Raw genomic sequence first — 22,097 nt, 5'->3', positions numbered from 1 at the left:
CTATTCACTACTATAATCGTATCCAATCTGTAAAAAGGGGCATGAAATTTTTAAAAATCGACGCCCCCTTTTTGCGATTTTTTTCGATTGTATAAGTGAACAGGGGTATTGTTTAATTTTCTCCCATACGCTGATCTGTTCTGTACACGAAAGCAAACACTTCAGCCACAGCCTGATACAGCTCTTCAGGAATCGTTTCATTGATATTCAGTTCGGCAAGCAGCTCAACCAGTGATTCGTCTTCCTGTACAGGAACATTATTTTCTTTGGCTTTTTGAATGATAGCTTTAGCCGTCAGCCCTTTACCCGCTGCAGTAACCTTTGGTGCCTGTTCATGTTTCTGGTCATATCGCATTGCCGCAGCTTTGTGCCGTTTTTCGTTCATATAAGGCTGTACCTGAAAATGGTATCTCCCACCGACATTTAAAGAGGCCTCCAGCTGGGCCACCATTCTTTGAGCGCCAAGCTGTATTTGCGCAGTTTGATTCGGGTATATTTTCATGATTTTTCCCTGAATAATTTGCCCGGGTCTTAATGCCTGTTCCGAATTGGAAATAGCGGGTGATGACGTTATTCGGTTTCCTGAAGGATGCTGCACGTTCATGAAAATATCTCCCCCTATTCAGCAAGAAGTACCGGTGCAAATGATTTCCGGTGATACGGTGTAATTCCTTGCTCCTTAAGTATATCCAAATGCTGTTTTGTACCATATCCCATATTGGATGCGAATCCATATGCCGGATATTCCTTATGTAACGATTTCATTAAATTGTCTCGGGTAACCTTTGCTAATATGCTCGCTGCTGCAATCGAGATGCTCTCCTGATCGCCTTTCGTAATGGCTTCAGACGTACAAGGCAATTGGTCGAGTGACACAGCATCAATCAATACATGGTCAGGAGACGGGTCAAGCTGATTAACCGCATCATACATGGCCAGTTTCGTAGCTTCATAGATATTGACCTGATCAATTTTAAGATTATCGATAATGGAAATACCGCAGCTCACAGCTTCATTTTTTATAATAGAAAAATATTCATCCCGGGTTGCTTCGTTTAACTGTTTGGAATCATTTAATCCCAGCAGTTTAAAATCCCGAGGCAGGATAACGGCAGCGGCAACAACCGGACCTGCTAACGGACCACGCCCTGCTTCATCGACACCAGCTATGTAATGGCAATCGTCACTATAATTTCGTTGTTCATGGCGGCACATGCGGATAAAATTTTCTTCCAATGCTTTTTCGTTTAATTTTTTTCGCTCATATCGTTCAATCAGCTGTTGAACGCCTTTTCGCTTATCCGATTTCAGTTCATTTATATATGTTTCATTCAATTTATCTGCTTCGAATAATTGTTTCAGTACTGTTATCGATTGTTTCTCCAAATTCATCACCTGCATTCTATAGTAATTATATCGGCTAAAATATCGTGAACCTGAATACTGTGGTCACTAAATTATTTTACATTGATAAAAGCGGAATTAAAAGCAAATACTCAATGTCAATCTATCACTTGAAACTTTTTCTTGATTGAATCGTATTATTATTAGAAGCTAATCAGGAGGAACACGTTTATGAAAAAATTATTTACCGGAGTCATACTATTATCTCTCATATTTATTTCTACTGCTTGTACAGACGACCGGTCCTTTTCCATAGATGAAGTGACCATCGATGCACAAATTCAGAAGGACGGCTCCATGCATGTCCGGGAATTATTTACGTATACATTTAACGGCTCGTATGAAGGGATGACCCGGTCAATTGAATCAGATGTGAAAAACTTTAATGCTTATCTCACAGATGGCAAGGATCCTTCAGTTTCAACGGAAAATCTTGATTCCCTGGAAGCGGAAGAAGAGGATGATACGTACCAAATATTTTCAGATTCAACAAATGAAACGAAAAGTGTACTGTATAGCTATGACGTGGAGGGATCTGTTAAAAAGTATAGCGATGTCGCCGATTTAAAATACGCCTTTTTTGATGATTCAAACGAAACGGATTTAAATGATGTTACCATTACGCTACGCCCGCCTGAGGGGACTGGTGCAGAAAATCAGCACTTCTTTTTACATGAAGATAACACAGGGAAACTGTCGGCATCAGAAAATGGTGTGCAATATAAAAGCTCTCTGCTTGAAGCCGGAAGCAACTCACAGATTCGATTTGTTTTTCCATCTGATCAATTGACAGGTATGGAAGCAAACCGTGATAACAATATGGAAGATACGATTCTGGCAGAAGAACAGGAGCTTGCTGAGCGTGCTGAGAGCCTTGCGTTAAATATGTCCCGGATAACACCGGTTGTGCTGATCCTGCTTGGCTTACTAGCAATCGGTTCACTATTCATGTTCATCTTTCACCCCAATCGATACCGCGGGAGTAACGATATCGATTCGTTGCAACGACTGGTTGAAAAAACCGATCCATTGTTCGTTAAATATCTGAATAATGATGGACGATTTCCGGATGACAGCTTTATTGCCGGCTTATTTTCATTAAAACAGCGAGGGATCGTAACACTTGAAAAGGTCCCTTCGTCAATAACTGACGGCAAAGAAACTTACAGGTTTAACCGGATCTGCCATCAGGCTGGTGTCGATGAAGCTGACGTATACTTGCTTGACTGGCTGTTCACCGAAAAAGACGACAAAGGTGCTTATTTTTTACTGGAGTCTCTCATTGCTCAAGATGATGAATCCGATGAAGCAAAAGAAGAAAAAGCAGATCATTTCAAAAATCATTTTGATAAGTGGACAGAAAAAGTGGAGAATCGGAATAACTATCAAGGTTTAAAAAAATCGTTCAAAGGGTTCCCATTGTTTTCGATTCCACTGCTCATAGCATCTTTTGGCCTGTTCTACTACTTTACCACCATTGATACGATCAGCAGGACAGAACAATGGGTATTACCGCTTATTGCAGGTGGTATAACTGCTGTTGGCCTTCTATTTAACCGGAATAAATGGGTGCTCTTGGGCTATTATTTCGTTATGCTATTGATGACAGCGATCGGTTTTTCATTTGAACCAGCTGTGATTATGACGCTGATTTTTTACGGTCTGTCGGTTACAGCGCTATTAGTGATTCCGGAATTTTATTGGACTAAGGATATCAGACAGCTGAAATATGCCATAAAACAGGCTTATCGTACATTTAAGGGCAGTCATTATCCTGTTGGGGAGGATCCGACTGCCATTGAAGAGAGGCTGGAATATGCCATTATACTTGGCGCAGGAGAAGAATATGGAGAACAGTGTAAATCTTCAATACAACTTCCTGCAACGGAAGTATATTATCCGCTGCTAAAGAATCCAATATTTGCGACAACATCATTCAGCGCCTCCAATATTGCACTTTACACAACTGCCATACACGTTAACAGTACCAATACAACCACTTCTTCAACTGGTGGCGGCGGTGCTGGTGCGTTTTGATGATTCGAAGTCTCTGTAAACATTAAGTATTGATACTATAATAAAAATAGGCACAAAACGATTTATGGATTGTTTTGTGCTTATTTCAATCAGCGGGGAAGGACCTGTCACCGGCAACTATTCGCTTTCCGGAGGGGTTTCAAGCGTCATGTCACCAAGTTTTCCTGATCGCAAATCATGGATAACCAAACCTGCAACTTTGTCAAAATTAACATTCCCGCCGCTTTCCAGTGCTCCTCGCTGCTTGCCGATGGAAACGAATATATGCCACATGTCGTCCATATCACGGTCAATCCCGTAACGTTCTCCCAGTCTCTCCGGGTAATGTTCCTGCATATACTCTACGGCAAAAGCGACAACATCATCCAGCGGCAATAGCTGATCTTTAATGGTACCAATAGCTGCAAGCCGATAACCTACTATTTCATCTTCAAATTTAGGCCACAAAATACCCGGTGTATCAAGCAGTTCAAAATCATCTTTTACTTTTATCCATTGCTGTTTTTTGGTCACGCCCGGTTTATCGCCGATTTGGGCTATTTTCTTATTCGCCAGACGGTTTATGAGTGTTGATTTACCGACATTCGGTATACCAATAATCATCGCACGCGCAGGACGCGGATTAACGCCCTTTTTCTTCAACTTATCCATTTTAGCCTGACCTAGCATTTTAGCCGTTTGAATAACGCGTTTCATATCGGCTTTATCATTGACATCAATCGCAACAGCCGGAATTCCAAGATTATTAAAATGATTCAGCCATTCATCCGTTACCCGATCGTCCGCGAGATCTTTTTTCATCATGACAATCATTTTCGGTTTTTGCTGCAAAACATCCTGAAGCATTGGGTTTTGTGAAGATAAAGGTGCCCGCGCATCAACAAGCTCCATTACAAAGTCAACCAATTTCAGTTTTTCTTCCACTTCACGCTTTGCTTTTGCCATGTGTCCAGGAAACCATTGTATCGTCATTTCGCTCATCCTAATCATGTATTATCTGTATGCGATCGAGCGGCCAATAAATCAAACTTGTTTTTCCGACAATCTGATCCATTGAAACCAGACCCAGTATACGACTATCCGTCGAGTTATTCCGATTGTCACCTAACACCAGCACATGGTTTTCAGGAATTTCTTCGTGCCCACCAGGGAGCTCCTCCAGCTGAAAGTCACCAGTCAATGGCTGATAGGACGGCATTTTTTCTTTTCGTTCCTGTAAAAAGGCCTCTTCCACATTTTCACCATCGACATATAACTCTTCATCCTCTACTGCCACATGTTCGCCTGGCAAGCCGATGACACGTTTGATAAAGTCCTTCCCTTCAGAAGCATGAAATACGACAATATCAAAACGCTCAGGCTCTTGTATTTGATAGATGAACTTATTGACAATCATTTGATCCCCATCATGCAACGTTGGCATCATGGAAGGTCCGTCAACGACAATCGGAGCAAAAAAGAAGGTTCGAATGATAAAGAACAGGCCAAAAGCTATTAATAGAGCCTTTACCCAGTCAAACCATTCACTTTTAAGTTTCTCCATATTTTCCCCACCGCCTGCAACATATATGTCATAACATATCTATTATATCATGTTATCCAAGTGAGATTTCCAAGTAAAAAGGAGCTTGTGTGAATAAAACAAGCCCCTTTACAATAACCGCTTCATTTGACGGATTAGCGACGTTCTTTAATACGTGCTGCTTTTCCGCGCAGATTACGAAGATAGTATAGTTTCGCGCGGCGAACAATACCACGGCGGGAAACTTCGATTTTCGCAATACGTGGTGAATGCAGCGGGAATGTACGCTCGACACCAATACCATAGGAAAGTTTTCTTACCGTGAATGTTTCACTGATTCCGCCGCCTTGACGTTTGATGACAACACCTTCAAATACCTGAACACGTTCACGGGTACCTTCAACAACCTTAACGTGAACTTTAACAGTGTCACCCGGGCGGAAATCAGGATGATCTGTACGAAGCTGATCTTTTGTCACTTCATCGATAATATTTTGCATCCTGGTTCACTCCTTCCAAACTAATGCTCTTATCTCACTACAGGACAGCGGAACATCGTTTTTACGCGCTCATACGTACTTAAGCACAATCATAAATATATCATACTAAAAGGGTGAGTTCAACACTCTATTTCTCCCAATATTTTTTTATCCTTATCTGATAAGTTTTTCTCATCTATCAGGTCTTTTCGCCTCTCACAAGTCCGTTTCAGCGACTCTTTCCTGCGCCATTCGGCAATTTTTGCATGATCACCTGATAACAGCACATCCGGAACTTTCATACCACGGAAGTCAGCAGGGCGTGTATAGTGGGGATGTTCCAGGAGTCCGGTGGAAAATGAGTCTTCTGGTGCAGACGCCTCATTCCCAAGTACATCGGGCAATAATCTGGCAACGCTGTCGATCACAACCATGGCACCAAGTTCCCCGCCGGTCAGTACATAATCACCGATTGATATTTCGTCAGTAGCGAGATGTTCCCTGATCCGCTCATCATAACCTTCATAATGGCCGCAAATAAACACAAGATGATCTTCTTTAGCCAGTTCTTCTGCTTTCTTCTGATTGTATGGCTCGCCTTGGGGACACATTAAAATCACTCTTGGATTCGTTGTTTTATCAGCTGTTATCGAATCCACTGCGTCAAACACCGGCTGCGGGGTCAACACCATTCCAGCTCCACCGCCATACGGGTAATCGTCAACTTTCATATGTTTATTTTCCGAGTAGTCACGGAAATTCACCAGGTTATAACTTAATTTTTCTTTCTCGTGTGCTTTTTTTAAAATCGAGGCATCAAACATACCTGATATCATTTCCGGGAATAGCGTCAATACATCAATATGCATCAGTCAAGCAATCCTTCCATTGGTTCGATGGTTACTTTTTGTGCTGAAACATCTACTTCTTTTACAATATCCGCAATATAAGGGATTAATACATCTTTCTCCTTTTCCCTGTCAACCACCCATACATCATTCGCGCCTGGTGATAGGATTTCCTTTATGACCCCGATGTAGTCACCGTTTGTCAGATACACACCACAATCAATGATTTCATGATAATAGAATTCATGTTCATCCAGTTCGGTCAATTGATCATGACTAATTTTCAGGTGAAGCCCTTTAAATTGTTCAACATCGTTAATATTGTCATAGCCTTCGAAATGAAGCAAATCAAACCCTTTGTGAATCCGGTGTCCGTCAATCTTCAAATCCACCAATTTATCGTTCTTCTCAAGAATTAACTTATTACCGATTTCAAACCGGTCATCAAAATCAGTGATCCGATATACTTTAACTTCACCTTTAATGCCATGTGTATTTACAATTTTGCCTACATTAAACATGTCTGTCATGTCATCACCTGCTATTCATCAATTCGGACAACGACATCATCCTTTATAACAATGGCCGACGCTTCCATAATTTCATTCCAATGCGAACCTTCTTTGACCTCAACAAGAGCTTCAACTTCTTTTTCGGTGATTTCACTGCCGATTTCAAGAATATCCAGCTGCTCGATTTTAAAATCAACAAGTTTGATCTTTTCTTTGCGATTTTTGATTTCTTGCTGAAATCGCTGGGAAAGTTCCTGTTTTGACATATTGCGTTTATTTTCAAGTTTACGCTGTTCAAACCTTAATTGTTGACACTCTTGTTCAAGCCGCATTTTGTGATCAGTAAAATTCTTTCGTAATTTGTCCTTGCTTTTCTCAGTGACCACTTGTTTAACCAGGACCTTTTTGATTATTTGCATATTGGTTCCCCACTCTCTCTACACTTTGAAATAGAGATGAATCCATCAGATTTGTAAAAAGGGAAAGGTATACCCTCTCCCTTTACATAATATCTAAATAAATACGCTTGTTTGTTTCTGTTTTTGCAGCATAAACGACTGTCCGAATTGCTTTGGCAATTCGGCCGTTTTTTCCAATTACCTTGCCGACATCGTTTTGGTTGACGGTCAGATGATAGACAATTTTTGAATCTTCTTCTGTTTCCGTCACAACGATGTCGTCAGGATGATCAACCAATGGTGTCACAATGGTTTCAATCAGGGCTTTCATGATTATCACACTACTTTACGATTAATTTTTCTGTTCGTGAAATTTTTTCATGATGCCTTGTTTAGAGAAAAGGTTACGGACTGTATCACTCGGTTTAGCACCATTTGTCATCCAATCCAATGCTTTTTCCTCGTTTATCTTAACTTCCACAGGGTTCACAACAGGATTATACGTTCCGATTTGTTCAATAAAACGTCCGTCTCTTGGTGAGCGTGAATCGGCTACGACAATACGGTAAAATGGATTACGTTTTGATCCCATACGTTTCATACGAATTTTTACTGCCATGATGTCACCTCCAATAACTTTTGTTTCACAATTTTAGATTCTAACAGATGTTATAATGTCTGTAAAGTGTTTTTCCATTACAGACCAGTATTTTCAGAAATCGGCTAATTCGCTGACTTCCGCAAATCTTACCTCTTCCGGCATCTGGAAAAATGAGGCGTCGCCGAATTTTTCTTATCTACATAAACGGCAGGTTCATGCCTTTGCCTTTTTTGCCTTTTGGCATGTTGGTCATTTGTTTCATCATTTTCTTCATCTCATTAAATTGTTTCAATAACCGGTTCACTTGTGATACGGATGTGCCGGAACCTTTAGCAATTCGCTTTTTGCGGCTTGCGTTCATTAAATTTGGATCCTGGCGTTCAGCTTTGGTCATCGATTGAATAATCGCTTCTACTTGAACAAGCTGTTTCTCATCAAGTTGCGCATTCTTCAGCCCTTTCATTTTGTTGGCGCCCGGTATCATGGCCATCAAGTCTTCCAATGGTCCCATATTTTTAACCTGACCCATTTGTTCCAGAAAATCGTCAAATGTAAAGGACATTGTACGCATCTTTTCCTCAAGTTCTTTCGCCTGTTTTTCATTGACGTTCGTTTCCGCCTTTTCGATCAGGCTCAATACGTCACCCATACCAAGGATACGTGATGCCATGCCTTCCGGGTGAAATGGTTCAAGCTGATCAAGTTTTTCACCCATACCCGCAAATTTAATCGGCTTGCCGGTTACAGCTCTGATGGAAAGGGCAGCACCACCGCGTGTGTCACCGTCAAGTTTCGTCAGGACAACACCCGAGAGATCCAGCTGTTGATCGAAACTCTCAGCCACATTGACAGCATCCTGTCCAGTCATGGCATCAGCAACAAGGAAAATCTCATCCGGATTGACGGCTGTTTTAATTTGCGCCAGCTCATCCATCAGATCTTCATCAACATGAAGCCGGCCTGCTGTATCAATAATCACGTAATCATGATGTTCTTCCTTAGCTTGTTCAAGTGCTTCCCGTGCTATATCGACAGGACCTGCATCTGTGCCTTTGGAGAAAACCGGCATATCAAGCTGAGTTCCAACCGTTTCAAGCTGGTCGATGGCTGCCGGCCGGTAAACGTCGGCGGCCACCAAGAGTGGTGAGCGATTGTGTTTCTTCCGCAAGTGATTGGCCAGTTTGCCGCTTGTCGTTGTTTTCCCGGCACCCTGCAAACCTGCCATCATAATAACAGTTGGCGGACGGTCGGCTACAGCTATCTTGCTCTGCTCGCCGCCCATCAGCTCGGTTAATTCCTCTTTCACAACCTTAATGACCTGCTGACCGGGTGTCAGGCTATCCATTACTTCCTGTCCGACAGCACGTTCCTTGATGCGTTTGATTAAATCTTTGACAACCTTGAAGTTAACGTCAGCTTCCAGCAGTGCAAGGCGGACTTCACGCGTCATTTCTTTAACGTCCTGCTCAGAAACCTTCCCTTTTCCGGTAATTTTTTTCATCGTACTTTGTAAACGCTCGGCCAATCCTTCAAATGCCATAGAAGGTGCCCCCCTACTCCAATTCTTTTAGTTGATGGATAAAAGCCTGCATCTCACTGTTATCTGTTGCATGATTATCCATCCTGTCCAAAATTGCTGCACGCTTTTGGAATTTATCATATAAACCTAATTTTTTTTCGTATGATTCAAGCATCGTTTCGGTTCGTCTGATATTATCATACACCGCTTGCCGCGACACCTGCAATAAGTCGGAAATTTCACCAAGTGAATAATCCTCCCGATAGTACATATCCATATAATTGCGCTGTTTAGGGGTCAAAAGTGACTGATAAAAGTCAAACAAGTAATTGACACGCGTTGTTTTTTCCAGCATTTTAACCACCCCTTAGCACATTTATTTGGTCCATTGTTAAGTGAAATCCCTTTACAAAAAAGTTTACCATCATTCAGTATCATCTTCAAGCAGATCCGCAAATAAGCCGTAAACAAATGCGTGTGCATCAAACCGCTGCAGATCCTCGATTCTTTCACCCAGCCCGGCGAATTTAACCGGGATTTGCAGCTCGTTTCGGATTGCCAATACAATCCCGCCTTTTGCCGTTCCATCCAATTTCGTCAAGATAATCCCTGATACATCGGTTGCTTCGGAAAATGTCTTGGCCTGGCTTAATGCATTCTGACCGGTTGTTGCATCAAGCACAAGCAATACGTCATGAGGTGCGCCCGGTACCTCCCGTTCTATCACCCGCTTCACTTTGGCAAGTTCATTCATTAAATTAACCTTGTTTTGCAGGCGGCCGGCCGTATCACAGATGAGAACATCGGCGTTGCGTGATTTCGCTGCTTTAATCCCATCAAAAATAACCGCTGCCGGATCACTGCCTTCTCCTTGTTTAACGACATCAACACCGGCGCGTTCACCCCAGACATCAAGCTGCTCAATTGCACCGGCGCGGAATGTATCACCCGCAGCCAGCATGACGCTTTTGCCTTCCTGTTTTAATTGATGGGCAAGTTTTCCGATGGATGTTGTTTTGCCGACACCATTCACACCGACAACCAGGATGACGGAGAGTTCATCTTCCTGGATATTCAGCTTCTCAACTTCTTCATCATCGTCACCGTAGTAGATTTCCACCAGTTTTTCCGAAATAACGTCTTTGATTTCTTTGGTATCTTTAATGTTCTGCCGTTTCACTTCCATTTTCAATTCGTCAATAAGATCCATAACCGTATTGACGCCGACATCCGCTGCAATCAGCACTTCTTCAAGTTCTTCAAAGAAGTCCTCATCCACTTTGCGGTAGCGGGCAATCAGGTCATTGATTTTACTGGAAAATGAGCTGCGTGTTTTTTCCATGCCTTGTTTATACTTTTTGGAAACATCTTCTGTATCTTCGTCATTCTGTTTGAATTTATTTTTAAGTTTATCCATGAATCCCATTAATTGAATACCTCCTTATGCGTTGATAAGCTCTTCCGTGTCTTCCAGCCGGACCGATACGAGCCGTGACACACCGGATTCCTGCATGGTCACACCGTACAGGACATCTGATTCTTCCATGGTCCCCTTGCGATGGGTAATAACAATGAATTGCGTGTCCTCACTGTAAGTCTTCAAATACGTGGCAAACCGGACGACATTTGCTTCGTCCAGAGCTGCCTCAACCTCGTCCAGCACACAGAACGGCACCGGACGGACACGGAGTATCGCAAACAGCAGGGCGATTGCCGTCAAAGCCCGCTCACCGCCTGACAAAAGTCCAAGGTGCTGTAATTTCTTCCCGGGCGGCTGTGCTATGATCTCCACTCCGGTATCCAGCAGGTTCTTCGGATCGGTCAATTTCAGTTCTGCCTTGCCCCCGCCGAATAATTGTTTGAAGACAACGGAAAATTCTTTTTTAATTTGATCAAACGTGTCACCAAAGCGTTTTTCCATTTCTTCATCCATTTCCGCAATAACCGAATGCAGTGTCTGTTTTGCTTCGACAAGATCATTTCGCTGCTCCGACAAAAACTCGTACCGCTCGGATATACGTTCATACTCATCAATGGCTCCAAGATTAACAGTGCCCAGTTGATCAATAGCCTGTTTGATTTGTTCTACCATCGATTGTGTTTCCTGGACATTGTCCGTTTTATCGTAATCCTGTTTGGCTTTTTCAAATGTCATCGTGTATTCCGTTTGCAGCTTGGACAACCGGTTTTCCAGTTCAACATCAAGACGGTTCGCTCTGACTTCTTTTTCCTGAATAGCTTCTTTAACCGCCTGGTGTTGTTTATTTTCCTCTTTCAGCTCCCGGTCCTGGTCCTGCAAAATTTGGGTGCGTTCGGATCGATTCGAACGCATTTCCTGTGTTTTGGCTGTAATCGTGTCTTTGTTGGCCTTCGCTTCCGAAATAGTTGCTTCAATGTCTTCCTCTGTTTCTTCTGAATTCTGCACATCCAGGAGCTCGTTTAAGTCATTGGCATAAATTTCATATTGCTCTTCATAATCATTCAACTGTGTTTGGACATTGTTGGTTTTTTCACGCTGGTTCTTTAACCGTTCTTCCTGTTCAGCTAAAGCAACTTGTGCGCTCTGATAATCTTCTTTCAGTTGTTCCTGATTTTCCCGGAACGTCTCTTCCTGTTCTGATAGCTTATCAATTTCCTGCTGTGTTGATTCGAGCTGCTCCGAAATGGTTTCGAGTGCTTTCGTCAGCTGTTCGTCACGTTCGTTCAATTCGTTTGTATCCTGATTAAATTGCTGTTTGTCCTGATCATATAATGCAAGGTTATCATTTAATGATGCCAATTTCATTTCAGTTTCTTTGAAGGACGAATGAATCGTCTGCAGCTTTTCCTGTTCTTCTGACACTTGATTCTCTTCTTCTGCAAGCTTCTCTTCCAACTCGCTGATTTGCTGCTTTTCGTTGTCAACTTGTTGCTCAAAGGCATCTGCTTTTTGCTGGAAGTTCGTGAGTTTTTCAGTCACTTCCTGTAAATCTTTTTCTCTCGTGAATAATGATTGCTTTGATTTTTTTTGTGCCCCGCCGGACATGGAACCGCCCGGATTGACTACATCACCTTCCAGCGTGACGACCCGGTGTTTCCGATTGATCAGGCTAGCGATTTCATTGGCATCTTGTAATGTTTCAGCAACCAGATTATGACCCATTAGATGGTTGACGGCCTTCTGAAACTCAGGCGGTGCCGATACGAGATCACCTGCAACGCCTACAAAGCCAGGATGACTCTCCGCTTTGGCCAGCAAACCTTTAGGGACAAATCGTGCCTGAATCGACCTAAGCGGCAAAAAGGTAGAACGGCCGCTGTTTGTCTTTTTCAACCAACTGATTGCTTGGCGTGCTGCCTGATCATCATTCACCACAACATGCTGAGCCTGAGGACCCAGAACCGTTTCAATTGCTGTTATGTATTTTTTCGGAACATCGATCAACTCAATGACAGCCCCGTGGATACCGTCAAGTTTCTTTTCCTCCCGGGCTTTGAGGATAGCTTTAACCCCGTGGAAAAAGCCTTGAAAATCCTCTTTCATGTCTTCCAGCATTTCTTTTTTAGACTTTAATTTTTCGATATATTGATAGCCTTGATACAGCTTAGTCTGTGCTTCCTGAAAAGCATTGCGTTTGCTTGTCAGGTCATCTTTCAGCTGTTGGACAGCCTGAGATTTTGACTGGCAAGTTTCTTCCTGCTCCGCATAATCGGACTTCAACTTCTCCGTTCTCGTACTAAGTTCTTCCCGTTCTTGCAGCAAATCCTCAAATTTTGCAGCCTGCTTTTCTTTTTTGCCGGCTATTTGCTGGAGCTGCTGCTGGACCGATTGTTTTTCATTACGTTTGGCAGCCTGTTCATTCAAGTATTCGATATAATCGGATTTTAGTTCTTCAATTTGTTCGGCAATATTTTCGCTCTCGGTCGTCAGTTTTGTTTCCAGCTGTTTGACCTGGTCTTTCGTTTCGTTGCGGCTACTCTGCAATGACGATAGTTTCGCGTTTTCCTCGTTGAGCTCATACTGCAGCATTTCGATTCGTTCGGCTGTTTCCTTTTTTTGTGCTTCAAGCTTTTCCTTGTTTTCGGTAAAATGTTTGGTCCGTTCATTGAACACTTGTTTCTTGCCTTCGTATTGTTCCAGCTGTTCGGTAGTAGACAGCAGATTCGCCTGCAGCTGTTCGATTTCGTCATCAAGCTTCTGAAGTTCCTGTCGTTCATGTTCCAGCTCGGCTTCTTTCGTCTGAATGGCTGTTTTCTGATTCAGTTCATCCGTTTTTTCTTTATCCAATTCATCCAGCAATGCCTGCCATTTTTCATGAAGTTGTTCAATCTCAGTAATAAGCAAGGAAATTTCGTGCTGTTTCAATTGTTCTTTTTTATCCAGATAGTTGCGTGCCGTTTCCGCCTGCTCTTCCAGCGGTTCTATTTGCTGTTCAATTTCATGAATAATATCTTCCACACGGTTTAAGTTTTCTTGCGTTTCGGCTAATTTATACTCGGATTTCTTCTTGCGTTGCTTATATTTTAAGACACCGGCGGCTTCCTCAAAAATCGTCCGCCGTTCATCTGCTTTGGAGCTGAGTATTTCTTCAACTTTTCCCTGACTGATAATCGAGAATGCTTCACGTCCAAGTCCAGAGTCCATAAATAAATCGACAATATCTTTCAGCCGACAGGACTGTTTATTGATATAAAATTCACTTTCACCGGAACGATAGACACGCCTGGTGACACTGACCTCATCATAATCAATCGGCAGTTCTTTGTCACTGTTCTCCAGTACCAGCGTGACCTCCGCAACATTAAGCGCCCGCCGCGTGTCACTTCCCTGGAAAATGACGTCCTCCATTTTCGAGCCGCGCAATGACCGTGCCGACTGCTCACCAAGCACCCATCTGATTGCATCGGTGATATTGCTTTTCCCACTTCCGTTTGGGCCTACAACTGATGTCACACCCGGAACGAAGTCAACACTGATCCGTTCGGCAAATGATTTAAAGCCCACACTTTCCAATCGTTTCAAATACATAAACATTCTCCTAGTTATCTCGACGCACAGGACGTGACGAATTTAGCCGACCTATCCTTTTTATCTTTTTAAAATATGTCGTCAGCCTGTTGGCTTTTTAACGCATTTATTTTATCATAAAGAGAAGCACAAAAGAAGGCTTAATCCAATACATAAGCTTTGTGGAACTATTTTATAGAGGAGTGTTCACGTGAATCTGGAAAACCCGACACAGGAAAACCTGAAATTTATGCTCGATGAACTGGCTGAACAATTGAGTGTGGTCAATCCCGAGTTGCTGGATTCGGCAGACTATGATCTGGAAAAATATGAAGACATCAAATTCATGTATGATATGGTGAAACAAAAAGGGCATCTGAGTGCTTCCGAGACACAGGCATTTATTGCTGAGCTGCGGTCTGTGAGGAAATCATAACATCATAATAGCCTGGCAGGTGGAAAACTGGTTCGCGATTAGGCGGAACCAGTTTTTCTCTTATGATTAGGTAGTGTTTAATGATTGGAAAGCGAAAATACTAGTTTGATGAGTCGATTATTTTATCGGATAAAATAATAATGTGAAATTGATGGCCATAAAAGCGGCCAAGACAGTTTATCACTCAGAATACTCGAAAAGGCTGGTGCTCATCCAAAAACACACAGCCTTTTGTTTTATTCATCCAACGCATCCAGCGCATATTTGGCGGCACGCTGTTCGGCTTCTTTTTTGGTATTGCCTGCCCCTTCGCCTGAGACATCGCCATTTATAATCACCTGCGCGACGAACTCCTTATCGTGGGATGGCCCTTTTTCATCGGCAATCACATAATCGATACTATGATCACGATGCCGCTGAACTTCTTCCTGCAGCTTGCTTTTATAATCCATCGCATGCGAAAAAGCACCTGTTGTTATTTTCGGATAGACATATTGTTTCAGGAATTGGATGACGGCATCATACCCCTGGTCCAGGTACAATGCTCCCAGGAATGCTTCAAACACATCAGCCAGGATTGCCGGTCGCTCACGGCCGCCGGATTGCTCCTCACCCCGTCCGAGCAGAAGATAATCACCAAAGTTCAGCTCACGGGAAAACTCAACCAGAGAGGCTTCACGAACAATCGATGCACGCAGTTTTGTCAGGTCCCCCTCAGGCAATTGCCCTTGTTGCTTGTATAAATATTGGGAAACGCCCAGTTCAAGGACAGCATCACCCAGGAATTCCAAGCGTTCATTATCCGAAAAATTTTTATCCCGATGCTCATTCACATAAGATGAATGTGTAAAAGCTTGCTTCAGCAGGTCTTGATCGTTAAACGTTATGTCAAGCTGTTCTTCCAGTTGTGAAAGGTTCATATCGATGATCACCACTCAAATTTAAGATTAGATTCATTGTACTGAAGACGGAATGTAGCGTAAACAGAAAGCCCCGCACAGTGCGGGACTTGCAAATGTTATATGAAGTCAGGACTGATTGCTGTTTATGTACTCCACAGCATCCCCAACCGTATTGATTTTTTCGGCTTCTTCATCGGCAATTTCCATGTCAAATTCATCTTCAAGTTCCATAACAAGTTCAACCACATCAAGTGAATCTGCCTCAAGGTCGTCTTTAAAAGATGCCTCCATTTTCACTTGTGCTTCTTCCACTTCCAATTTATCAACAATAATATCTTTTACCTTATCGAATACGTCTGCCACGATTCGTCACCCCCTTTCGAGTTGTTTTATATAACCAAAATCAGTTCATTCACCGATTTCACCAAATCCGGCTTCCGGTCTCTGGCTCCTGTTCTACATCACCATACCGCCGTCGATATTAATCGTCTGACCCGTGATGTATTTAGCATCCTCGGAGGCGAGGAAACGAACAACACGAGCCACATCCTCCGCATCACCCAACTTTTCCAGCGGTATAAGCGAGAGCATGCCTTCTTTTTGTTCGTCGGTCAATGCATCGGTCATATCCGTTGAAATAAAACCGGGTGCAACCGCATTAACGAGTATATTGCGCGATGCAAATTCTTTTGCTGTTGATTTTGTCAGACCAATAACACCCGCTTTGGCAGCTGTGTAGTTCGCCTGACCGGCATTGCCGCTGACGCCAACGACTGACGATACATTAATGATTCGGCCGCCTTTCTGTTTCATCATCTGTCTTGAGACAGCTTTGATGCACTGGAAGACACCTTTCAAATTTGTATCAATCACCTGATCGAATTCATCTTCTTTCATCCGCATTAATAAGTTATCCCGATTGATACCCGCATTATTCACTAAAATATCAAGGCTGCCGAATTCACTGACAACTTCTTTTATCATGGATTTTGCTTCATTTTCATCTGCAACATTTGCCTGAATCTTTAACGATTGTACACCCATTTGCTTCATTTCTTCAACAACCGATTGTGCCTTGTCCTCACTTCCAGCGTAATTAACAGCAACATTTGCGCCTTGCCGTGCCAGTTCAAGGGCGATCGCACGGCCAATTCCGCGAGAAGCACCTGTCACTAACGCATTTTTTCCTTCCAGCATTAGGAGTCCTCCTTATACCACGATAGAAATGTATTGAATGAATCGGGATCTTGTACGACGAACGTTTTGGCTTTGCGGTCAATTTTTCGCACAAGACCACTCAAAACTTTCCCTGTTCCAAGCTCAACGAAGGCATCGATATCTTCATTCAGCATATTGCGGATCGATTCCTCAAATCGGACAGGTGAATAAAGCTGTCTGATCAACAAATCTTTCACGTTGTTTTTATCTGTCACTGGTTCAGCTGTTACATTGGCATAAACCGGGATCTCAGCGTTCCTAAATGATACGCCATCCAGTTCTTTTGTAAACTGTTCATTGGCCGGCCTCATCAGCCTGGAGTGAAATGGGCCGCTAACATTCAAAGGCATGACACGTTTGGCACCATTTTCCTTTAGCCGTTCCGCAGCTCTATCAATGCCCTCTTTTGATCCGGAAATAACGATCTGACCCGGACAGTTCAGATTGGCAAGATCAACAACCTCATCGTCATCCAACTGGTTCAATGTCTGTTCAATCTCAGCCTGTGACATGCCGAGCACTGCTGCCATTGAGCCCCTGCCTTTTGGAAATGCTTCCTCCATTAGTCTTCCCCTGGTGGCAACAAGCGGCAATGCCTCTTCAAATGACATGGCACCGGAAGCCACAAGTGCACTGTACTCCCCGAGGCTATGACCGGCAGTCATCACCGGCTGAATATTTTCTTTTTGCAGCAGCTTCCCGACAGCAATTCCGGACAATAATAATGCCGGTTGTGCATTTTCCGTTTCGGTCAGTTCCTCTTTTGGACCTTCAAACATCAGCTTTGTCAGTTCTTTCCCCAGGAGCTGATCAGCCTGATGGAAGAGTTCTTTTACGTCGGCATACTGATCGTAAAAATCTTTTCCCATGCCGACCGCTTGTGACCCCTGACCGGGAAATAAAAATGCGACACGTTTCATGATTAGTCTCCCTTCTCCCACTCAATCGATTCGACTGTCGTTCTGATCGTATCTGTTACATTGTTGTCAACCATATGTGCAGCCTGCTGGATTGCATTGAAAACGGCACGGCTGTTGGAAAATCCATGCGCTTTTATAACTGGTGACGAAAGACCAAACAGCCCTGCACCGCCATACTCCGAATAATCCAATTGACTCTGCAGCCCCTTTAAATCATCTTTCACCAGGCCGGCAGCGATTTTCGTTTTGACGGACGACGTAAATGTTTCTTTCAGCATCGAAAACATGGTCATCGCCGTACCCTCGATTGTTTTTAAGGCAATATTGCCACTAAAACCATCTGTTATAACAACATCGGCAACACCTGAGAGAATATCACGTGCTTCAACGTTTCCAACAAAATTAATCGGGGCCTCTTTTAACTGGTTGAATGCTTTTTTCGTCAATTCATTGCCTTTACCTTCTTCTGTACCAATATTCAGGAGACCGACAGTCGGGTTTTGAATCGATCGGACTTGCTCGGTATAAATCGACCCCATAATGGCATATTGAACAAGGTTATGTGCTTTAGTATCAACATTGGCACCGACATCCAAGAGCAAAAAGCCTTTTCCATCAGTCGTTGGCAGCGTTGGACTTAATGCCGGGCGATCAATTCCGCGGATTCTTCCGACAACAAACAATCCCGCACTCATCAAAGCACCGGTGTTCCCTGCTGAAATACACGCATCCGCCCGGTCTTCCTTCACTTCTTTGGCCATTAATACCAATGATGAATCCTTTTTGCTCCTGACTGCCCTGACCGGCTCATCATCAGCTGTTATCATTTCATTCGTATGGATAATGTCGATTCGATCTGAACCAGTCAAATGCGGCTTAATTTTTTCTTCGTCACCGACCAGCGTTATATTCAAATTTTCAATGTGGGATACGGCCTCTTCTGCACCTTTGACAATTGCCTCTGGTGCATGGTCGCCTCCCATTGCATCAATTGCTATCTTCATTTCCAATGTCCCCTTTTGGATTGTCTGAACGATACATATGAAATACACCGGGTAAACACTTTTCTTCATTTTATCGACAAAACGTTTCACTTGAATCACTTGGTCAAACCTTTATCGTTCCACATTCTTCAAACAAATGCCTTGGCGACAACACGTTCCCTGCTTTAACTGTCTGGTGAACTATTTTTTTTTTCTGTAGGTCTATATGACGCAACTGCCAGAATTGGCCTGGGCAAAATAATATATGATGCCCGCGTGCAATCTTTATTCGGGAAAACATGTTCGTGTTTAATCTCCAATATCGAAATTGCGCGTTTATCAAGATCAAGATCAATAATTTCGCCGATGACTTCATCCAAAGGAAGTGCTTTGACAGTCTCATTCCACTGATACGAAGCGACAGACTTGATGCGCTCACGGAGTTCCGGGATGGAAAGCTCCATACGGTCAAGCCTGATCGTCTGTATACTAACACTGAATTTTTCCGCTAATTTTTCATCCGTTATAAATGGTGTTGCTTCAATCGTTTCTTTTAATAACCGTTGACGTTCTACTTTACTCATTTTCATTGACAGCACCGTCCAATAGGAAACCCGGTATTCGCGAGTCATGTGCGGCGCAACATTGTTTTCCTTTAATAAATGTTATCTGTAATCCTTATGACTTGTACTAATAGTATATAATACCACATCAAAATATGCAAGTTATCATAAATAATATCGGATTTTTAAACAAGGCTCTTTTTGTTAATCTATGTTACTTTTAATTACCAGTTGATATAAACAGCGACACAGTGAAAAATTTGAGTGCAATAATACCGCTTCGGAATACCTTGGTGCTCGTCGTGTTGCAAGAGATTCGGGAGTAGCACTCCTCGCAACTCGTAGCTTACTCAGTGGATGTTTTTGCTTCGTCCGCTTTCCGCGGCGGGCTTGGTGAGCCTCCTCGCGCTGACGCTCACCAAGGCCTTTCCTCCCGCTGGAGTCTACGCGTATTTCCTACGCTGTTTTTACTTACTTTTAATCAAAATTATTTATCGTGTAATTTAACCTCTCTTGTGGTTGTTGATTGGAGTGGAGGCCAGTCGACTCCTGCGGGAAAAGCAACAGCTGAAGACCCCGCAGGAAGCGGTTTTCTTCCGAGGAGGCTGAAGCGTTGCCCTAAGGTGCGCGACTGGCCGGAACGTAAATCAACAATGCACTTACGTCGCGGTATATGGATGTTGCGTTGGAAACAACAATCTTTTAGATAACATCCTTGAAAAATTTTATTCCAATTTTTCATGTAACACAGCTTCATCTTCCAAATATCGTTGTAAGTCCCTAAAAGCAGGATCATTTTCCAGCATGCCGTTTTCAATCATTTCCTCAGCATCCCCCCGAGCAGTTTCCAGTGCCCGGTAATCATGGATCATATCGGCAACTTTAAATTCCGGCAAGCCACTCTGCTTCTTCCCGAAGAAATCACCCGGACCGCGGAGTTTCAGATCCTGTTCGGACAGCTCAAAACCGTTATTCGTTTCGGTCATAATCCGCATCCGTTCTTTGCCGGTTTCACCTTTCGGGTCGGCAATCAGAATGCAGTAGCTTTGCTTCTCACCACGGCCAACCCGGCCTCTCAGCTGGTGCAATTGGGACAGGCCAAAACGTTCCGCATCATAAATGACCATGATCGTTGCATTGATGACGTTCACACCGACTTCCACAACGGTCGTCGATACAAGGACATCCACTTCGCCATTGGCAAACTGTTTCATGATACTATCTTTTTCATCGGTTGAAAGTCGCCCATGCATAAGTCCTATTCGCAAGGAATCGGTATAAAATTCTTCCAGCTGATGATATAAATCGACGGCATTCTGAATATCCAGCTTGTCCGACTCCTCGATCAATGGGCAGACAACATAAGCCTGTTCACCTTGCCGGGCACGTTTATCGATAAACTGCAGGATGCGTTCGAATGTATTTTCCTTGGCCCAATACGTCTCAATTGGTTTTCGACCTGATGGCAATTCATCAATCACAGAAACATCCATATCGCCAAATGCGGTAATGGCCAATGTTCTTGGAATCGGGGTTGCCGTCATGAATAACACATCAGGATGAAGCCCTTTTTCCCGCAGCGCCCGGCGTTGTTCCACCCCAAACCGGTGCTGCTCATCGACTATCACAAAACCCAGGTCATTGAAAAAGACATCATCCTGGATCAAAGCATGGGTTCCGACCACAATATCTGCTTCATGATTTTCAATGGCCGCAAGTGTTTCTTTGCGTTTTTTTCCTTTGACAGACCCGGTCAATAAAACGATGGAAGCCCTGTCGCGAAATGTCTCCTTTAATGAATCGAAATGTTGTTCAGCAAGTATTTCAGTCGGGACCATCAAAGCTCCTTGTTTGCCTGCAGTAATCGAGGCATAAAGACTTACTTCTGCCACCGCCGTTTTACCAGATCCGACATCACCCTGAAGCAAACGGCTCATCCTGTATGGCGATTTCATATCAGCCAAAACCTGGTTCAGTGCTTTTTGCTGGGCATTTGTGAAGGAAAAAGGAAAGCTGCTGATAAATTCATTCAGCCTGGATGCTTCGTAATGCTGGGCGTTCCCGCTGGTAGATTCCCGTTTTATTTTCCGCAGTAACTGCATTTTAAGCTGAAACAGCAAAAATTCTTCATATGTAAAGCGCCGCCGTGCATGTTTCAAGTCAACTCTGCTCACTGGAAAATGCATTGTCATCACTGCCGAAGCCCGATCAGGAAGTTTATAGGAACTTAGATAACGCTCCGGCAAAAGTTCTGTTATCTCATGTTGGTAAGCTTTGATAGCATTCCTGACGGCTTTTTTCACCTTATAATTGGTTATATCGCCTTTTAAAGAATACATCGGCTGGATGGCCGTCTGCTCATTTGCCGGACCTTTCTTGTAATTGCTGACCGTTATTTGCAGACGATACGCATCCCATTTGCCTGTTAATGTCACCGTGTCCCCGGGGTTCAGCTGCTTTTTGGCAAACGCCCGATTGAACATGACTGCCTTTACCGCAATGCCTTCCACTTCGACATTAAACGACAGCCTGGATTTTTTCTTGCCATAAAAATTAAGGGAAGGTTCATGGACAATCCTTCCCTCGATAGTGACCTTATCCTCATGAATTAGTTCGCTGAGTGGCTTGACTTCAAATACATCATAACGGTAGGGAAAATAATTCAGTAAATCATCCACGGTTTGGATCCCCATGTCGCCTAAGTCCTCTGCCAATTTTTCCCCGATACCATTAATGGCTGTTACTGGATCACTGAGCATATTTGATCA

23 protein-coding genes are annotated in these 22,097 nt (G+C 43.3%); 2 read left to right on the top strand and 21 right to left on the bottom strand.

Annotated elements, in window-relative coordinates; genetic code table 11:
* Positions 1-112: 112 nt before the first annotated feature.
* Both Len3610_RS04800 and Len3610_RS04795 read right to left on the bottom strand, forming a co-directional pair.
* Positions 113-385: an EscU/YscU/HrcU family type III secretion system export apparatus switch protein gene (locus Len3610_RS04800; RefSeq protein ID WP_176449552.1), complete on the bottom strand. Its 273-nt coding sequence runs from the start codon at positions 383-385 to the stop codon at positions 113-115.
* A gap of 233 nt (positions 386-618) precedes the next feature.
* Positions 619-1,386 carry a ribonuclease HII gene (locus tag Len3610_RS04795; protein ID WP_176449551.1) on the bottom strand — a complete coding sequence of 256 codons (768 nt, stop codon included), beginning with the start codon at positions 1,384-1,386 and terminating at the stop codon, positions 619-621.
* Between the two features lie 189 nt (positions 1,387-1,575).
* Between Len3610_RS04795 and Len3610_RS04790 the strand changes: the two genes are divergently transcribed.
* Positions 1,576-3,441, top strand: a complete 1,866-nt coding sequence (locus tag Len3610_RS04790) for a DUF2207 domain-containing protein (protein ID WP_176446947.1) — start codon at positions 1,576-1,578, stop codon at positions 3,439-3,441.
* A 117-nt stretch (positions 3,442-3,558) separates the two neighbouring features.
* Here Len3610_RS04790 and ylqF read toward each other — a convergent pair whose 3' ends face one another.
* The 12 genes from ylqF to smc form a co-directional block, all read right to left on the bottom strand.
* Complete coding sequence (gene ylqF, locus Len3610_RS04785) at positions 3,559-4,413, bottom strand: ribosome biogenesis GTPase YlqF (protein WP_176446946.1); 855 nt, start codon at positions 4,411-4,413, stop codon at positions 3,559-3,561.
* A gap of 10 nt (positions 4,414-4,423) precedes the next feature.
* Positions 4,424-4,984, bottom strand: coding sequence for a signal peptidase I (gene lepB / locus Len3610_RS04780; RefSeq protein ID WP_176446945.1), 561 nt, complete (start codon positions 4,982-4,984; stop codon positions 4,424-4,426).
* A 134-nt stretch (positions 4,985-5,118) separates the two neighbouring features.
* Complete coding sequence (rplS, locus tag Len3610_RS04775; protein ID WP_176446944.1) at positions 5,119-5,463, bottom strand: 50S ribosomal protein L19; 345 nt, start codon at positions 5,461-5,463, stop codon at positions 5,119-5,121.
* Positions 5,464-5,582: 119 nt separating this feature from the next.
* The gene (gene trmD / locus Len3610_RS04770) at positions 5,583-6,311 is read right to left on the bottom strand and encodes a tRNA (guanosine(37)-N1)-methyltransferase TrmD (RefSeq protein ID WP_176446943.1); all 729 of its coding nucleotides are present in this window, start codon (positions 6,309-6,311) and stop codon (positions 5,583-5,585) included.
* Positions 6,311-6,820, bottom strand: a complete 510-nt coding sequence (gene rimM, locus Len3610_RS04765; RefSeq protein WP_176446942.1) for a ribosome maturation factor RimM — start codon at positions 6,818-6,820, stop codon at positions 6,311-6,313. The genes trmD and rimM overlap by 1 nt, the downstream gene beginning before the upstream one ends.
* A gap of 11 nt (positions 6,821-6,831) precedes the next feature.
* Complete coding sequence (locus Len3610_RS04760) at positions 6,832-7,221, bottom strand: YlqD family protein (RefSeq protein ID WP_176446941.1); 390 nt, start codon at positions 7,219-7,221, stop codon at positions 6,832-6,834.
* Positions 7,222-7,303: 82 nt separating this feature from the next.
* Positions 7,304-7,531, bottom strand: coding sequence for a KH domain-containing protein (locus tag Len3610_RS04755; RefSeq protein ID WP_176446940.1), 228 nt, complete (start codon positions 7,529-7,531; stop codon positions 7,304-7,306).
* Between the two features lie 21 nt (positions 7,532-7,552).
* A complete protein-coding gene (rpsP, locus tag Len3610_RS04750) occupies positions 7,553-7,819 on the bottom strand; it encodes a 30S ribosomal protein S16 (RefSeq protein WP_176446939.1) in 267 nt (88 codons plus the stop codon).
* A gap of 178 nt (positions 7,820-7,997) precedes the next feature.
* Positions 7,998-9,341, bottom strand: coding sequence for a signal recognition particle protein (gene ffh, locus Len3610_RS04745; RefSeq protein ID WP_176446938.1), 1,344 nt, complete (start codon positions 9,339-9,341; stop codon positions 7,998-8,000).
* Positions 9,342-9,354: 13 nt separating this feature from the next.
* Entirely contained in the window at positions 9,355-9,675 is a 321-nt protein-coding gene (locus Len3610_RS04740; RefSeq protein WP_176446937.1) for a putative DNA-binding protein, read from the bottom strand.
* A 69-nt stretch (positions 9,676-9,744) separates the two neighbouring features.
* Positions 9,745-10,746, bottom strand: coding sequence for a signal recognition particle-docking protein FtsY (ftsY, locus tag Len3610_RS04735; RefSeq protein WP_176446936.1), 1,002 nt, complete (start codon positions 10,744-10,746; stop codon positions 9,745-9,747).
* A 15-nt stretch (positions 10,747-10,761) separates the two neighbouring features.
* Complete coding sequence (smc, locus tag Len3610_RS04730; protein WP_176446935.1) at positions 10,762-14,328, bottom strand: chromosome segregation protein SMC; 3,567 nt, start codon at positions 14,326-14,328, stop codon at positions 10,762-10,764.
* A 190-nt stretch (positions 14,329-14,518) separates the two neighbouring features.
* Here smc and Len3610_RS04725 point away from each other — a divergent pair, with 190 nt between their 5' ends.
* Positions 14,519-14,743: a DUF1128 domain-containing protein gene (locus Len3610_RS04725; protein WP_176446934.1), complete on the top strand. Its 225-nt coding sequence runs from the start codon at positions 14,519-14,521 to the stop codon at positions 14,741-14,743.
* Between the two features lie 236 nt (positions 14,744-14,979).
* Here the strand turns inward: Len3610_RS04725 and rnc are convergent, their stop codons facing one another.
* The 7 genes from rnc to recG form a co-directional block, all read right to left on the bottom strand.
* On the bottom strand, positions 14,980-15,663 hold the full coding sequence (rnc, locus tag Len3610_RS04720; RefSeq protein ID WP_176446933.1) for a ribonuclease III: 684 nt from the start codon (positions 15,661-15,663) through the stop codon (positions 14,980-14,982).
* A gap of 108 nt (positions 15,664-15,771) precedes the next feature.
* Entirely contained in the window at positions 15,772-16,008 is a 237-nt protein-coding gene (gene acpP / locus Len3610_RS04715) for an acyl carrier protein (RefSeq protein ID WP_176446932.1), read from the bottom strand.
* Between the two features lie 93 nt (positions 16,009-16,101).
* Positions 16,102-16,842 carry a 3-oxoacyl-[acyl-carrier-protein] reductase gene (gene fabG, locus Len3610_RS04710; protein ID WP_176446931.1) on the bottom strand — a complete coding sequence of 247 codons (741 nt, stop codon included), beginning with the start codon at positions 16,840-16,842 and terminating at the stop codon, positions 16,102-16,104.
* The gene (fabD, locus tag Len3610_RS04705; protein ID WP_176446930.1) at positions 16,842-17,783 is read right to left on the bottom strand and encodes an ACP S-malonyltransferase; all 942 of its coding nucleotides are present in this window, start codon (positions 17,781-17,783) and stop codon (positions 16,842-16,844) included. The genes fabG and fabD overlap by 1 nt, the downstream gene beginning before the upstream one ends.
* A gap of 2 nt (positions 17,784-17,785) precedes the next feature.
* Positions 17,786-18,787 carry a phosphate acyltransferase PlsX gene (plsX, locus tag Len3610_RS04700; protein WP_176446929.1) on the bottom strand — a complete coding sequence of 334 codons (1,002 nt, stop codon included), beginning with the start codon at positions 18,785-18,787 and terminating at the stop codon, positions 17,786-17,788.
* Positions 18,788-18,951: 164 nt separating this feature from the next.
* A complete protein-coding gene (locus tag Len3610_RS04695; protein ID WP_255259800.1) occupies positions 18,952-19,356 on the bottom strand; it encodes a hypothetical protein in 405 nt (134 codons plus the stop codon).
* A 698-nt stretch (positions 19,357-20,054) separates the two neighbouring features.
* Positions 20,055-22,088, bottom strand: coding sequence for an ATP-dependent DNA helicase RecG (recG, locus tag Len3610_RS04690; protein ID WP_176446928.1), 2,034 nt, complete (start codon positions 22,086-22,088; stop codon positions 20,055-20,057).
* Positions 22,089-22,097 lie beyond the last annotated feature (9 nt).

Origin of the sequence: Lentibacillus sp. CBA3610, from assembly GCF_013373365.1 — a bacterium.
Lineage (GTDB): Bacteria > Bacillota > Bacilli > Bacillales > Amphibacillaceae > Lentibacillus.
The sequence above is the reverse complement of the archived record's forward strand: the minus strand, read 5'-3'. Positions and strand labels throughout refer to the sequence as shown.